Source organism: Streptomyces sp. NPDC059567, assembly GCF_042735655.1.
Classification (GTDB): Bacteria; Actinomycetota; Actinomycetes; order Streptomycetales; family Streptomycetaceae; genus Streptomyces.
The window spans coordinates 1-15104 of sequence record NZ_JBHWBS010000124.1 but is presented as its reverse complement, the minus strand read 5'-3'; the positions used below and the strand labels follow the sequence as shown (position 1 = coordinate 15104).

Below are 15104 nucleotides of genomic sequence, written 5' to 3'. Positions count from 1 at the left end.
GGGGGGGGGGGGGGGGGGGGGCGCGCGGGCGCGCGCGGGGGCCGGCGCGCGGGGGGGGGGGGGGCGGGCGGGGGGGGGGGGGGGGGGGCCCCCCCCCCCCCCCCCGGACTGATTCCGGCGCCGGGGCGACGGGCTTGTCTCCCGCTGCCCCGTGCCGGATCAGCGGGCCTGCTCGCCGCTCCGGTGCAGCAGCGTGGTGATGTGCGCCGCCGCCGTGGACAGATGGCGGCGGGTGTCCGCCAGCTGTGTCGCCGTCACCCCGTGGTCGCGGGCCGCGTCGCGGATGTCGTCGCGGAAGCGGTCCAGGAGCCGGTCCAGATCGCGGGCCGGGTCGCCGGTGGACTCCGCGTCGGCGGCCCACTGCCGTGCCGCCGCGTCGTCGGCCGACCGGTCGGAGCCGGTGCCGTCCGTCGCGGTGGGCGCCGTCGGTGCGGTGGGCGCTTCGGGGGCGGTCGGCTCGGGGGGCGACGCCTTGGGGTGCGTCGTGCCCGAGACCAGGCCGCCCAGCTGGGCCGTGATGTCCGAGATGCCCTCCCAGACGCCCTTCGGCCAGTCACCGCGCGCGAAGCGGTCCTGGACCTCGTCCTGGACCTGCTTGGCGATCCGCTGGAACTCCTTGGCCTGGCGGCGCGCCGACTGCGCCTCCGCGCGGGCCTGCCGGGTCTGCTCCCGCCATTCCTGCTTGGCGCGGCGCAGCTCCTCCTTGGCGTCGGCGAACGAGGAGTCCTTGCGCCGGGTCTCGCTCGCCGCCGCGCGCATCTCGCTGCGCAGCTTGCCCGCCGCCCCGCGCACGTCGTCACGGATCTCGGCGGCCAGCTCGGAGACCGACTCGCGGATCTCCAGCTCCAGATCGGCCAGTTCACCGCCGCGGCCGGCGAGCTCCGCGCGGCCCGCGTCGGTGATCGAGTACACCTTGCGGCCGCCCTCGGTGGCGTGCGTGACCAGGCCCTCGGCCTCCAGCTTGGCCAGCCGCGGATAGACCGTGCCGGCGGAGGGTGCGTACAGCCCCTGGAAGCGCTCCTCCAGGAGCCTGATCACCTCGTAGCCGTGGCGGGGGGCCTCGTCGAGGAGCTTGAGGAGATAGAGGCGCAGTCGGCCGTGGGCGAAGACGGGCGGCATGTCACAGCACCTTTCCGGTGGAGGCGGCTTCGAAGTCGTCGGACGCGGCCGCGTCCGGACGGCGGAGCAGGGCGATCGAGCCGGAGACGGTCGTCGCCTTGAGCGTGCCGCGGCCGGCCCCGAGGGTGCCGGTGATGCTCTTGGTGCCCCAGTGCCCGGCGACCCGCAGGTCGTCGAAGGCGTTGGAGACGGAGCCGCTCGTCGTGTTCGCCTCGACGCGGGCGTCCGCCGGGTGCGGGAGCCGGATGGCGACCTCGCCGGAGACGCTGTTCAGCCGGATGTCGGCGGGCGGGCCGGCCAGGTCGGTGGCGTCGAGGTCGATCACCATGTCGCCGCTGAGGGTGTCGGCCTTCACGGAGCCCGCCGCCTCGATGACCGTCACGTCGCCGGTCACGGAGTTCACGCGCAGCGCTCCGGTGACGGACTGGGCCTCCAGGCTGCCGGAGATGCTCTCGGCGTGGACCGGGCCGGAGAGCCCGACGAGCGTGGTGTCGCCCGTGACGCCCCGGACGTCCGTACGCCCCTTGATGCCGGAGATCACCGCGCCGGCGCCGATCACGCCCACCTCGACGTCCGCGCCGGCCGGGACGGCCACGGAGACCACGGCATGGCGGCGGTGTCCCACACGGTCGAGCCACTTGAGGACGCCCTTCCACTGAAGGTCCTCATAGGTGACCGTGAGGGTGGAACCCTCCTGGGTCACGATCAGCGGCGGGCCTTCGAGGGAGGAGACCTCCAGGCGGGCGGTCGGCTCGTCGGTGCCCACGACATTCACCGTGCCGCCGACGATGCGCACCCGCAGTCGCGTCACGGAGTCGGTCAGCGTGAGTTTCGTCGGCTCCGCCACGGACCACTCTGTCATCGTGCTGACCTCCCGCATCGGGGACGCAACATATCGCGTCTCTTGATGAACACGATATATCGCGGTGCCGGGAAGTCAACCCCGTTCCTCGGTGGTTCGCGAGGGCATTCACCCTCGTACATGGACAAATTGACCTAGCGTAGGGCCATGAACGCGACATCCGGACCGCGCTCCGTCGGGGCGCTGCTGCTCTGCCGTGCCGAGCCCGCGGCCGTCCGTCCGCCGGCCCAGTTGCTGCGGGAGCAGCTGCTCCTCGCCCCGGCGGGAACGGAGTGGAGCGTCATCGTCCCGGAGGGAAAGCCCTGGCTCCACGGCAGTGAACCCGTCGAACGGGTCGTCACCGGCTGGGCCACCGCGCTGGCCGTCTCCGCCGCCACCTGGCCCGTGCTCGCGCTCTGGTGGGACGCGGACCGGGCCGGGTACACCCTCGCCGCCGGATTCCGCCGCACGGTCGGCTACACCTGGCTCGCCGACGGCACCCCCGTCGGCGAGGACGAGGCCATGCGCACCTTCGCGGCCCGTCTCGCCCTCGACCCCGTCCTGGACGTCCAGGCCCTGGAGCCGCTCACCGGACCCGACAAGGAGGCCGACGCCCACTCCCGGCTCATCGGCCTCACCGCGGTCCTCACCCGCACCGGCCTCGCCCTGCCCACCGGGCTCACCCCCGGCGAAAGCGCAGACCGGCTCCGCTCGGTGGCCCTGGCCCAGGGCGCCGAACAGCTCGAATGGCACGGCTGGCGCGATGCCGTACGCGCCGAACTCGACGCCGTGGAGAGCGGCCGACTCGGCCCGTACATGCGCGGCCCCAAGGCCCGGCTGCTCGGCGCGGTGCAGCTCGGGGCGGGGGTGCCGCTGCTCGCCTGGGGCATCGGCCGCCGCAGCGGCGGCTGGGCGGCGGCCGGGGCGCTGCTCGTCGCGCACGGGGTGCTGGGCCTGGTCTACGACCGCCTGCGCGGTCAGTGACCCGGGAGAGGGCCCTCGGTCATTCGGCGCCGACCGGCGCCCGCCGCCCCTGGGTCACTCGTCCTCGTCCTCGTCGTCGAGACGCGCCAGCCAGGTCGCGAGGCGCTCGACCGGCACCTCGAAGTCGGGGTTGAGATCGACGAACGTCCGCAGCTGCTCGGCCAGCCACTCGAAGGAGACCTCCTCCTCTCCGCGCCGCTTCTCCAGTTCCTCGATGCCACGGTCAGTGAAGTACATGCGATCAGGATAGGTCGTGTGCCCGACGGGCCCCTCGCGCTTGTCGGTGGCAGGGACTAGCCTTCTTCATCATCGTTTCGGGGAGCGGGGGCCGCTGTGACGCATGGGATCGCTCGAATTCGACTGGACGACGGAACACCGGTGTGGGCCAGGATCAGTGAACCGGCCGAGCTGGAACGGGGCGGCGGTTTCCAGGACACCGGCATCGGCGACCGGGTCGTCTCCATGGCCGGCGGACTCACCGACGTGGTGCGCGGGGTGGTCGGCTCGCTGCGGGCCGGACTCTCCCCGCAGGCGCCGGTCGAGGTCGCGGTCAACTTCGGCATCGAACTGTCCGCGCAGGCGGGCAAGGTGATCAGCGTCCTCGCCGAGGGCGGCGGCACGGCCTCGATCTCGGTCTCCCTGACCTGGACCGAACCGGGCCCGGCACCCGCCCAGGACCCGGACGCCTCGGACCCGGCCCACGCGCCCCGTCCGGCACCCGTTCCCGGACCCGCGCCGGCGCCCGACACCGGGCCGCACCACCGCCCGGCGGCCGATGGCGCCGTATGAGCGCCTTCGAATCCCTCGTGCGCCCCGCACTGGTACGCATCGCGGCTCCCGGGGACGGGTATGACCCGCACGGCGACCGGTACTGGGGCACCGGCTTCTTCATCGCCCCCGGCTGGGTGCTGACCTGCGCCCACGTCGTGGCAAAGGGGGGAAGCGCGGTGTGGAGAGGCGAGCGGGCCGTCGGCATCGTCTGGGACGGCGGCGTGACGACCGGCGAGGTCGCCCTGGCCAGCCCGCGCCCCGCCGTGCCGGAACAGGAGCTCGACGACTGGGACTTCCCCGACCTCGCGCTCGTCCGCGTCCCCGACGTCCAGGACGTGAGCTGCGTACGGCTCAGTGAGCGGATGCCCGTGATCGCCGAGCCCATCCAGGTCAGCCTGCACGGCTGGTCCCGTGAGACCGGCCGGCTGGGGATCCGTGACGCCGTCGGCGAGATCCACGGCGTCGACGGCGAGGCACTCCTGCTGCGGGGGACGCAGCCCGTGAAGGGGCTCTCCGGCGGACCGGTGGTCGACCTGAACCGCGCGGCCGTCATCGGGCTCAACAAGGGGCGCGGCGCGGACGAGGGCGCCGCCGTCCCCATCACCTCCCTGCGGCAGCTCTACCGGGCGCGCGGCGGCCGGCTGCTCTCCGAGGTCATCCGGGAGCACGACCGCCACCACCTCGCCCGCTACCGCTCGCTCTCCGAGGACTCCGACTGGACCAGGGCACAGATCAGACACCGGCCCCCCACCGTCCAGGGCCTCGACCCCGGACGCCGCATCCATCTGTACGGCCGGCTCGCCGAACTGCCACCGCCCGGCGGGCCGGGCGATGTGCTGCACCTCGTCGACGAGGTGAGGGAGCTGACGGTGGGTCTGAACGTCCGGCCCCTGCTGGAAGACGCCCCGCACACCTGGCGCGAGGGCGTCGGACTGCTCCAGGAACTCCACGATCCGAACCAGGAATCGGCCTCCGACCTCAGTCCGAACGCCGGGCTCGTGTACGCGGCCAGGGTCGCCCGGCACGTCAGGGAGCGGCACGGCGACAGCGCGGCGATCCGGAGCCTGGGCGCGTGGGTCACCGACGCAGCGGCCGGGACGCCGCTCGTCATCCGGCAGACGATCGCGGGGCTGCTCGGTCGCGGGCGGCGCGGCGGCCCGCATGCGGCCCCGGACGCCGGCTCACGGGCCGACGTCCTGATCGAGATCGACTCCCCGCGCTATGTGAACCGGTTCCCCTGGCGGGTCAAGCTGCTCTTCGACGGACACACGATCAGGCCGGTGGACGGGAACGACGTGGGGGTCGAGCGGGAACGGCTCTACGAGACCCTACGGCAGCCGCTCGCCAAGGCGCTGGCCCTCGGTGACTGCGGCGAGCATCTGGCCGCCGTCGAGGCCCTGTTGCCGCGCGAACTCTTCGACGAACCCCTCGACACCTGGCGGCTCTCGCCCGACGACGAGCTCTTCGACGAACGCTCGCTGCCCCTCGGTCAGCGCCGGATCGTCGTCATCCGGGACCGGGCCCGAAACGAGCGGCCGCCTGCTCCCGAGTGGCACAAGCGGTGGCGTACGGCAGGTCTCGGGCCCCTCAAGGCCGTCCCGCTGCGCGCCGAGACGCTCGGCGCGGGGCGGGACGCGCACACGACGCGCATCCGACGGGAGACCCCGCGGCAGGCGTGGGTGCGGCTCTCCGAGGCAGAGGACGGCTCCGTGCCCGTGTTCTGCGGTCAGGTGGGCAGCGGCGAAGGGCTCAAGGCGATGGCCGCCGCACTGGCCGCCGGCCACCCGATCGCGCTGTGGCGGAGTGGCGCCCATGATCACGCGGACTGCGTCGAGTTCCACGAGCGGGCCGGCCGGCTGCTCGCCGGGGCGGGCAGGGCCGAAGCGCTGCATGCGCCGGTTCTCTCGCTACGGAAGCGCGTGGCCGCGGACGCGGACGCCGACCCCGACGCGTACGACGACTTCGACCCGGACCCGGACATGAACGCGGCGACGAACGCGGCCACCGGCACCGGCGCGGGCATCGCCGCGGGGACGAGTGACGGGACGGCCGCCGGCACCGGCACGGGGGACGATCCGCCGGCCGCCCGTTCCGAGCACGCCTGGGCCTCGACTCTCGCCGTCCTGTTCGACCCGCCCGACCGCCCCCCGCACGAAGCTCCGCTCCAGGGCCCCCCGATGCTCGGCGAGGAGAGCTGGTGACCCCGCGAACACCGGGACAAATCGTCCGGAATTCGAGTCGGCCGCGCCCATGGGCGGGCGGTACCTTCGACGCGCCGGGCCACGACACCACAGCCAGGAGGAGTTCATCGTGAACGATTGGCGGATCTACCGTGGTGCCGGCCACCCGCATGACGAGATACGGCGGCTGCCCGCCCCGCCGCCCTGGCGGGACTTCTCCACCGGAGGAGCCGACGACACCCTCGCCGGCCGTGACCGGCGGCTCGGCGTGCGCCGCCGCCTGGTCCAGAACCACCACCCCAGGCCCGCCGAGACCGACGCCGTCAACGCGGCCCTCTACCTGCGCCGGCCGCTCCTGGTCACCGGGAACCCCGGCACGGGCAAATCCACCCTGGCCCACGCCGTCGCCCACGAGCTGGGCCTCGGCCGTGTGCTGCGCTGGCCCATCGTCAGCAGGTCCACCCTCCAGGACGGGCTCTACCGCTACGACGCCATCGGCCGGCTCCAGGACGTCCAACTGGAGCGCGCCCAGGCCGGATCGACGGTGCCGGCCGCGACTCCGGCCGGCATCGGCTCGTACATCCGGCTCGGGCCGCTCGGCACCGCGCTGCTCCCCTCCGCACAGCCCCGGGTCCTGCTCATCGACGAGCTCGACAAGAGCGACCTGGACCTGCCGAACGACCTGCTGAACGCCCTGGAGGAGGGCGAGTTCGGCATCCCCGAGCTGGAGCGGCTCGCCGACCGGGAGCCGGTGGTCGAGGTGCTCGACGACGACGGCCGCAAGGTGCCCGTCCAGGGCGGCCGCATCCGCTGCTCGACCTTCCCGTTCATCGTCCTCACCTCCAACGGCGAACGGGACTTCCCCGCCGCCCTGTTGCGCCGCTGCATCCGCCTGGAGCTGGAACCGCCGGGCGAGGAGCAGCTGGGCGCCATGATCGAGGCCCACCTCGGGCCGGAGGCCGCCGCGGGCGAGGAGGGCCTGGTGAGCCGCTTCCTGAACCGCGACCCCGGCGAGGTCATCGCCACCGACCAGCTCCTGAACGCGATCTACCTGACCCAGCACGCCCCGCGCACCGAGCGGGTGACCCGGGAACGCATCGCGGACATGCTCATGCAGCCGCTCGATCAGCCGAGGTGATGGCCGGATGCACCGGATGCATCTGGAAGAACTCACCCGCCGACTGCGCGCCGGCGGCCATGAGCCGACCGCCGAGGAGGTCGCGGACGCCGTCTGGCTCGCCCAGTGGCTGCCGAGTGCTTCCCCGGATCCGGAGGACCCCGCGGCGGACCGGTCCGTGGACCGGTCGGAAGACCCGTTACGCCCCGAGGAGCAGACGGAGGGGCGAGATCCGGCCATGGTCGGCGGCGGCGACGCGGCAGGTGCCCGTAACCCTCCGGGTACGGGCATCGGCGACGAACGGGACCGGGAGCCGGGCACGCGCACCGGCGCCGACGACGGAACGCGGCCCGTCCGCGCCTCCGACACCGTCGGCCTCTCGCTGTACACCCGTCCCCGGGACCCCGGCGAGGGCGAGGCGTTCCGTCGCCGTACGGACCGGAGCAGGAACCTGCCCGTCCGCGCGCCCGGTGCCAATGCCCTGCCCGGTCTCCTCGGACTCCAGAAGGCGCTCCGCCCGCTGCGGCACTACGCCCACTTCCCGCTCCGGCCCGGCGAGGGCCTGCTCGACGAGGAGGCCACGGCCGAACGCAGCGCCGCCGCCGGCATCCTCACCCCCGTCCTGCGCGCCGCCGCCGGCCGTCGCCCCGACATCCAGCTCCTCATGGACACCGGCCCCGCCATGGTCGTCTGGACACGGATGGTGGAGGAGCTGCGCCAGGCCTGCCAGCAGTCCGGCGCCTTCCGCGACGTCCGCGTCCACCGGCTGTACGACACGGGCGAGGGCCCGCCGCGGGTCACCACCACCTCGGGGGCCGACGGGCGGCCCCGGCTGCGTTCGGGCGACCAGCTCCACGACCCCACCGGCCGCCGTCTCACCCTGATCGTCAGCGACTGCGTCGGCTCTCTCTGGCAGCGCGGAGCGGCCCAGCGGCTCATCCACCAGTGGCCCCGGCAGTCCCCGCTCGCCCTCGTCCAGCCGCTGCCCCCGAGGCTCTGGCCACGGACCGCCCTGTCCGTCGAGCCGGGCCTGTTGCTGCGCCCCTCGGCCCCCGGCGGACACACCGGCTTCCAGCCGGACGAGGAGCCCTGGGAGCCGGTCGCCCCCGACACGCGCGCGGTGCCCGTGCTCACGCCCACACCCGAGGCGTTCGCCTCCTGGGCGCGGCTCCACGCCGGCCACGGCTCCGGCGCGATCCGGGGCTGGGCGGCGATGATCGCCCCCGAGGTGCTGCGGGGGGCCGCGCCGGACGCCGGCCCCGGCCGGGCCCGCGTCCCGCGCAGCGACGAGGAACTGCTGCGCGCCTTCACGGCCGGTGCCTCGCCCGGCGCCGTGCGGCTCGCCGTCCATCTCGCCGCCGCCCCGCTCGCCCTTCCCGTCATGCAGCTCGTGCAGCGCGCGATGCTGCCCGACACCGGCCCCATGGAGCTCGCCGAGGTCCTGCTCAGCGGTCTGCTGCGGCAGCTGCCCGGCCCGTCCCCGTACCCGTGCTTCAGCTATCCGCCGGGTGTCCAGCAGCACCTCCTCGGCTCCCTGGACCGCAGCGCCGCCGCGCTCGTGCTCAAGCACTGCTCCGAGTACGTGGAGCGCAATTTCGGCCAGGGGATGCGCAACTTCCCGGCGCTCGCGGCGGCCGGACTGGCCGGCCGGCCCACCGAAGACCCGGCGGCCGTCCCCGGCACGGTGGAGGAGACCGACGAACCCACCGGCCCGGTGGGCACCGAGCCCGAGCTCTTCGCCCGTATCCCCGCGCGCGTGCTCCGCTTCTACCACCCCGACCTGATCACCCCCGACCCGCTCGCCGCGGCGCGACGGCTGCTCGACCAGTGGCGCAGCCAGTCCGACCCCTCGCTGCTGACCCGGGCCCGCCAACAGGCCGAGGCCGCGCTGACGGAGCACCCCGTCGAGGCCGGGATCCTGCTCGGACGCGTGCTGTACGCGGAGTCCGGCACCGCCGCCGTCCAGGGCACCGAACGCCGCCACGACCTGCTCACCCGCGCGCTGACCGAACTGGAACGGGCCGCGGGCCTCGCCGAGCAGGGCGGTGCCCAGTGGGCCGAGGCGCGCCTCGAACAGGCCGTGGCACACCACGGGTTGTGGCGCCACACCGCCGACACCCGGCACCTGGACGAGGCCCTCGCCGCGCTGACGGGAGACGTGCCGGACTGGCCCGAGGCCCACCACCACACCCTCCATCTGCGCCGCGGACGGCTGCTCCTCGCGCGCGGCGACGGACCGGCGGCGGCCGCCGAGCTCACCACCGCGCTCTCCCTCCGGGAGAGCGGCCCCGCGCTCCTCGACCTGGCCGACGCCCTGCACCTCGCCGGCGCCGACCCGGCCGAGATCACCCCCGTACTCGGCCGGGCGGGAGAGCTCCTCGGTGACGGTGCGTCCCTGCGGCTGCGCTGGACCAGGGCGCTCGCCCGGCTCCACGACGCGGCCGGCGACGGAGCGGCCGCGGACGCCGCCTACGAGGAGGCCACCCTGCTCGCGCCCGCCGACAGCGAGCAGCGCGGACGGATCCTGATGACCTGGGGCGAGTCACTGATGCGCCGCGCCGCGGCCGCCCCCGGTCAGGCCCCCGTCGACCGGGCCGAGAGCGTGCTGCGCGAGGCTCTCACCCGGCTCCCGGCCGGGGCGCCTGACCGTGCCCGGGCCGGGATCCTGATCGGCAGCGTGCTGGCCCTGCGCTTCCACCGGACCGGGTTCCTGCCCGACCTGTACGAGAGCCGCCATCTGCTGGAACAGGCCGCCCGCACCACCCGGGACATCGCCCTGCGCTCCGAGGTATGGCTGCAACTGGGACGGGTGAGACTGGAGTTGAGCGAGTCGGCCAGGGACGGTGTCCTCGGTGACGCGCTCACGGCCTACGAACGGGCCTGGGAGGACGCCCGGGCCGCCCATGGAGACATGCCCGGCACGATCACCGGCGCGCGCGCCTTGCATGCGCAGGCGGCGGTCCTGTGGCTCATGGGCCGCACGGGCGGGGCGAGGAGTGTGCTCCGGGCGTCGGCCGAGCAGTGGCAGCGGCTCACGGCCGCGCTGGTGGAGGTGGACTGGAGCGATGTCGAACGGACCAGGGCGCTCCTCGCGGAGGTGAGCAGGGACCAGGGTCCGCCGCAGGCCCGGCTCTCCGGCGAGGACCGCCGCCGGATCGCGCCGCCGTGGTGGGCGTGGAGCGACACGGCCGGCTAGACCGCCGGAGAGGCGCTACGAGAACGGCTGGATAACGGGGGCGTGAATGGGCGCAGTTGAGTCGAACGGGTTTCTGGCTTCCTGGCGTCGGGAAGAACCGCTCAGCCGCTACGACCGTGGGGGACTGGCGTCGGTGGGGAGGAGCCGAGCGTGTTGGAGCACATGGAGTGGGTTGCCGGTGTCGACAAGGGTGCGGGCCGCCCGCCGCACCTGCCCGATCTCACCGCCGTCGACCTGCGGACACTGCGCTTCATGGACGATCCGGAGCTGGCGGTGGCCGTCGAGCGGGTCCTGTGGCAGCCCCGGGATCTTGCCGAGTCCTGGAACGAGGGCGCCCTCGTCGACAACTGCACATCGGGCGGCGGTCATTGACCGCGCAGGCCGTCTCCACCACCTGTTTCCGGTCAGAAGCGGACGGACGTCCGCTGTCCGGCCGGGGAGGCGAGGATGACCCTCGCCCCGCCGCACGCCGCGGCCTTCGCGGAGCTGGCCCGCACCCGCTCCGCGACCCGTAGCGCCTCCCTGCTGCGCTCGACCCTGCACGCCCGGCGTCTGCTGCTGCTCAAGGCCCTGTCGGTGCGGGTCCACCGGCACCGCGACGCCGTGGACGCGGCCGCGTTCCAGCGCTTCGCCGAATCCTGGCAGCTGCTGGAGCGGGTCGAAGGCCGTCATCCCGGCGTGGTCCGCGACGTGCTCGACTACCCCACGACCGGCACCTGGCTGGCCACCGCGCTCATGGAGCCGCTCGGGCCGGGCCTCGACCGGCATCTGGCCCGGCTCGACATCCTCGCCGTCACGGCCGCCCTGCGGTCCGGCTCGCCCCTCGACGTCACCGTCGACGCCCCGGGCGGGTTCCTCTCGCTGCCCGGTGTCGGAAGGCTGCGGGCGAGGGGCGGCGGGCGCGTACGGATCCGGGCCGGGGCCCGCATCGTACGGATCCACTCCGAGGGACTGACGGGCCGGGCGCCCGTCGTCCTGGTGCTCGCCGACCGGCGGACCGGGGCGCTGACCGGATGGGGGCCCGGATGGGCCGGGCTTCGGGTCCTGAGCGGCTCGGCCGCCCGCCTCGACGACCTCGACCCCTATCGGGTGCCGCCCGGTGGTATCGGCAGCCCGGCCCGTGCGGGATCGGACCACGCGGTGACCGACCGGGCGGCCTGGTCCGCCTGTTGGCGATCCGCTCAGGACCTGCTGGCGCGCACCGACCCCGCCAGGGCGGCCGAGGTGCGCCGCTCGGTCCGCGCGCTCGTGCCGCTCGTCCCTCGTGGCCCGGGCTCCTCGGGGGCCACGCTGAGCGTCGCTCCGGGCGCCGTGCTGACCTCCCTGCCCTCCGGGGCGCAGGACATGGCCGAGACCCTGGTCCACGAGGTCCACCACGGCAAACTGGCCACGCTGCACGAGCTCGTGCCGCTGTACCTGCCGGGACGGGCCGCCGTGCACCGGGTCGGCTGGCGGTCCGATCCGAGGCCCATCGCGGGCGTGCTCCACGGCGCCTACGCCCATCTGGCCCTGACCGATCTGTGGCGGCGCGCGGCCACGGCCGAGGGGGTGTCGACACCCTGGCGGACCAGCGCGGGGCAGCAGTTCGACCGTTTCCACGATCAGGTGGATGAGGCTCTGGCGATCCTGCTTGAATCAGATGAACTGACCAGTGAGGGGCGGGAGTTCGTCCATCAAATGAGGCTGCACCACGCGAGCCTGGGCGCGGCCCCGAGGGCGGCTGGGTAACACTGTGCCAAGGGCGCATGACACTGCGTTGCGCGGCAGCGGGACGGGAGACGTACAGATGGCGGAACAGCGGTCGGGTGGCGGCGCAGCGGCGGAGTACGGAGGAAGGGCCGCGCCTGAGCATGTCCTCGTGGTCTTCCCCGGCTACCACCGCCCGTGGTCGGCCTGGATCGGCCAGCGCCTCGAAGCCCACGGGGTGCGCACCACGCCCCTGCGCTGGGACCCCCCGCGCGAGTCGGCGCTGGAGGACTCCCTCGGCGACCTGCTGCTCGCCCGCGGGCAGGTCCTGCTCGTCCTCGACGACTGGTTCTTCCAGCTCGGCCCCCGCGCCGCCGGCGAATGGAACGACGTGCTGCGCGGCTTCGTCGCCGCCAACGCCGAACGGTTCGCCGCCGTCAACCTGACCAACCGCACGCTCCTCCCGGCCACCGCCGTCCTCGAACCGGTCAGCCTCTGGGGCGTCGGCGAGGAGGAGGCCGAGGCGCGGCTGCTCAGCAGGCTCGGCATCGAACCGCGCCGCTCGGCCGGCCGCCGCGTCCCGCCCGGTTCGCTGGTGCGCTACCCGGAGACGCCGCCCGACATCTGGGGCGAGGTCCCGCGCCGCAACCCCCGCTTCACCGGCCGCGACGACCTGCTCACCGAGCTCCAGGAACGGCTGATGGACGCCGAGCGCGGCAGCGCCGCCTGCACCCTGCTCGGCATGTCCGGCATCGGCAAGACCCAGATCGCCGCCGAGTACGCCCACCGGTTCAGCCCCGACTACGACGTCATCTGGTGGGTCAACTCCGACGACCGCAACATCCAGCGCGACCGCTTCGGCGAACTCGCCGTCGAGCTGCGCCTGTCCAGTGGCAACGAACCCGGTGAGCGCATCCGCGCCGTCCGCGAAGCCCTGCGCCGCGGCGACCCGCACGCCCGCTGGCTGATCATCTTCGACGGCTGGGACGACACGGACGGCGCCAACGTGCTGCTCCCCCAGGGCCCCGGCCATGTGCTCATCACCTCCCGCAACCGGGGCTGGGGCGACCACACCGACATCCTCGAAGTGCCGAGCTTCGACCGCGCCGAGTCCACCGGCTACCTCATGCGCCGCGCCCCGCACATCTCGGCACCCGAGGCCGACGAGGTCGCCGCCGAGTTCGGCGACGTACCCCTGCCGCTCGTCCAGGCCGCGGCCTGGCTCGGCGAGTCCGGCATGGAAGTGCCCGAGTATCTGCGCATGGTCCGCGACGGGCGGCTCTCCACCGTGGACGAGCCGTCGAGCGACGGCTTCCCCAACGCCTCGCTCACCTCCTGGTCGATACTGATCAACCGGCTCCGACGCGCCCAGCCACAGGCCATCGACGTGCTCAGCCTGTGCGCCTCCTTCGCCCCCGGCCGCATCCCCCTCGGCATCGTCCGCGCCTACCCCCAGGCGGACCTCCCCGAGGACCTCCGCTGGATGGTCACCGACCTGCCCGCCTGGACCCGCGCCCTGGACACCCTGGTCAACTACTCGGTGCTCAGCCGCGAGTCACGCGGCCCGGTCACCAGCGTCGAGGTGGGACCGCACCAGGAGTCCGTGCACATGCACCGGCTCGTCCACGACATCGTCGCCCGGCTCACCGACGGCGAACACCGCGAGGCCCACCGCAAGGCCGTCCGCACCCTCCTCGCCGAGGCCGACCCCGGCAACCCGATGGACAGCCGGCACTGGCCCCGGTACGCCGAACTCCTGCCGCACCTGGAGCCGTCCGGCGCCCTCGCCAGCCGGAACCCCCGCGTCCAGACCGCCGTGCTCAACTGCCTGCGCTACTGCTTCCGCAGCGCCGAGTTCCGGGCCGGAATCCGCCTGGCGGAGAAGATCCGGGACCACTGGTCCACGTTCATGGACCCGGTGAGCCACGAGATGCTGGAACTCACCATCCAGGAGAGCTACATCCTGCGTGCCTTCGGCCGCTTCCGGGACGCCTACGAACTCGACATCGCCGTCCGCGACCGGCTCAACGCCGCCGAGACCAGGGACGAGCTGGGCTCGCTGCGATCCGCCGTCTCCATCGCCAGCGACCTGCGCTTCCTCGGGCAGTACCAGGAGTCGGAACGGATCCAGCGCGAGGCGTACACCGAGGCGCAGCGGCTCCTCGGCGAGACCGAGTTCCTCACCCTCGTCGCCGGTCACAACCTCGGCGTCGTCCTGCGGATGCTCGGCCGCTACCGGGAGGCGTACGACCAGGACGTCGCATCGCTGGCCCGCAGCGAGAACGTGCTCCGCACCCGGCACGCCCACACCCTCAACTCCAGCAACGCCGTCGCCCAGGACCTGCGCCTGCTCGGCAACTACCGGGAGGCGCTGGCCCGCCAGGAGGCCAACGTCCGGGTGCACGTCCAGGTCCTCGGGCCGCAGCACCTGCAGACCCTCTACGCCCGCGCCCAGCTCGCGCTGTGCCGCCGTCGCGAAGGCGGCTTCCAGCAGGACCTCGGAGCCACCATGGCCAGCCTGCTCGAACAGCAGGAGCAGGTGCACGGCCGCACCCACTACTCCACGCTCTCCTCCATCAACAACTACGCCAACTACCTGCGCGAGCACGGCGACCTCGACCACGCCAGGGAGCTCAGCAACGAGGCCGAGGCCGGCTACCGTACGCTCCTCGGCCCCGCCCACCCCGTCGCCACCGGCGTCCTCGCCAACACCGCGCTCGTCATGCAGGCCTCCGGTGAACGCGCCGACGCCCTGGCCATGCTGGAGGGCGCGCTCGCCGGTCTGACCGCCTCCCTCGGCCCCGACCACCCCTGGGCCCTCGGCTGCGCCCTCAACGCGACCGCCGCCCGCAACTTCAACGGGCGGGTCGCCGACGCCGCCGAACTCAGCCGGGAGACCCTGCGCCGTGCCCGGCACACGCTCGGCAACGAGCACCCGCTCACCCTGTCCTGCCAGGTGGCGCTCGCCACCGACCTGCGGGGACTCCGCGAGGTCGAGGAAGCGGGGAAGCTGGAGGAGGACGCCCTGCTCACCCTCACCAGGACCCTGGGCGCCCAGCATCCGCACACCCTGTCGGCGCGCCAGCGCAACCGCCCCTACTGGGACTTCGAGGCCAACCTCGGCTGACCCCGGACACGCCGGAGGGGCGGGGGGGGGCGGCCGGCGGGGGGGGGGCGGCGGGGGGGGGCGAAGAATGGGCGGCCGCGCCC

The 15104-nt window shown here is 74.0% G+C and carries 11 protein-coding genes; 8 read left to right on the top strand and 3 right to left on the bottom strand.

Annotation, left to right across the window (positions count from 1 at the left end; translation table 11 throughout):
• Nucleotides 1-159: 159 nt before the first annotated feature.
• Nucleotides 160-1119: a helix-turn-helix transcriptional regulator gene (locus ACFVZW_RS33715; protein ID WP_384529606.1), complete on the bottom strand. Its 960-nt coding sequence runs from the start codon at nt 1117-1119 to the stop codon at nt 160-162.
• A 1-nt stretch (nt 1120) separates the two neighbouring features.
• Nucleotides 1121-1981, bottom strand: coding sequence for a DUF4097 domain-containing protein (locus ACFVZW_RS33710; protein ID WP_384529604.1), 861 nt, complete (start codon nt 1979-1981; stop codon nt 1121-1123).
• A 147-nt stretch (nt 1982-2128) separates the two neighbouring features.
• On the opposite strand from ACFVZW_RS33710, the gene ACFVZW_RS33705 reads away from it, so the two are divergent.
• A complete protein-coding gene (locus ACFVZW_RS33705) occupies nt 2129-2944 on the top strand; it encodes a hypothetical protein (RefSeq protein ID WP_384529601.1) in 816 nt (271 codons plus the stop codon).
• Between the two features lie 54 nt (nt 2945-2998).
• Here the strand turns inward: ACFVZW_RS33705 and ACFVZW_RS33700 are convergent, their stop codons facing one another.
• Nucleotides 2999-3181, bottom strand: a complete 183-nt coding sequence (locus ACFVZW_RS33700) for a DUF6104 family protein (protein WP_037695221.1) — start codon at nt 3179-3181, stop codon at nt 2999-3001.
• A 141-nt stretch (nt 3182-3322) separates the two neighbouring features.
• Here ACFVZW_RS33700 and ACFVZW_RS33695 point away from each other — a divergent pair, with 141 nt between their 5' ends.
• The 7 genes from ACFVZW_RS33695 to fxsT all read left to right on the top strand — a co-directional run bounded on the left by ACFVZW_RS33695 (nt 3323) and on the right by fxsT (nt 15021).
• Complete coding sequence (locus ACFVZW_RS33695) at nt 3323-3733, top strand: CU044_2847 family protein (RefSeq protein ID WP_384529599.1); 411 nt, start codon at nt 3323-3325, stop codon at nt 3731-3733.
• Entirely contained in the window at nt 3730-5916 is a 2187-nt protein-coding gene (locus ACFVZW_RS33690) for a trypsin-like peptidase domain-containing protein (protein WP_384529597.1), read from the top strand. The genes ACFVZW_RS33695 and ACFVZW_RS33690 overlap by 4 nt, the downstream gene beginning before the upstream one ends.
• A gap of 109 nt (nt 5917-6025) precedes the next feature.
• Nucleotides 6026-7033 (top strand): AAA family ATPase, encoded by a 1008-nt coding sequence (locus tag ACFVZW_RS33685; RefSeq protein WP_384529594.1) that lies wholly within the window; start codon nt 6026-6028, stop codon nt 7031-7033.
• A 7-nt stretch (nt 7034-7040) separates the two neighbouring features.
• Entirely contained in the window at nt 7041-10208 is a 3168-nt protein-coding gene (locus tag ACFVZW_RS33680; RefSeq protein WP_384529591.1) for an SAV_2336 N-terminal domain-related protein, read from the top strand.
• A gap of 150 nt (nt 10209-10358) precedes the next feature.
• Nucleotides 10359-10580, top strand: coding sequence for a hypothetical protein (locus ACFVZW_RS33675; protein ID WP_384529588.1), 222 nt, complete (start codon nt 10359-10361; stop codon nt 10578-10580).
• A gap of 75 nt (nt 10581-10655) precedes the next feature.
• Nucleotides 10656-11936 (top strand): aKG-HExxH-type peptide beta-hydroxylase, encoded by a 1281-nt coding sequence (locus ACFVZW_RS33670; protein ID WP_384529586.1) that lies wholly within the window; start codon nt 10656-10658, stop codon nt 11934-11936.
• A 58-nt stretch (nt 11937-11994) separates the two neighbouring features.
• Nucleotides 11995-15021, top strand: coding sequence for an FxSxx-COOH system tetratricopeptide repeat protein (gene fxsT, locus ACFVZW_RS33665; RefSeq protein WP_384529583.1), 3027 nt, complete (start codon nt 11995-11997; stop codon nt 15019-15021).
• Nucleotides 15022-15104 lie beyond the last annotated feature (83 nt).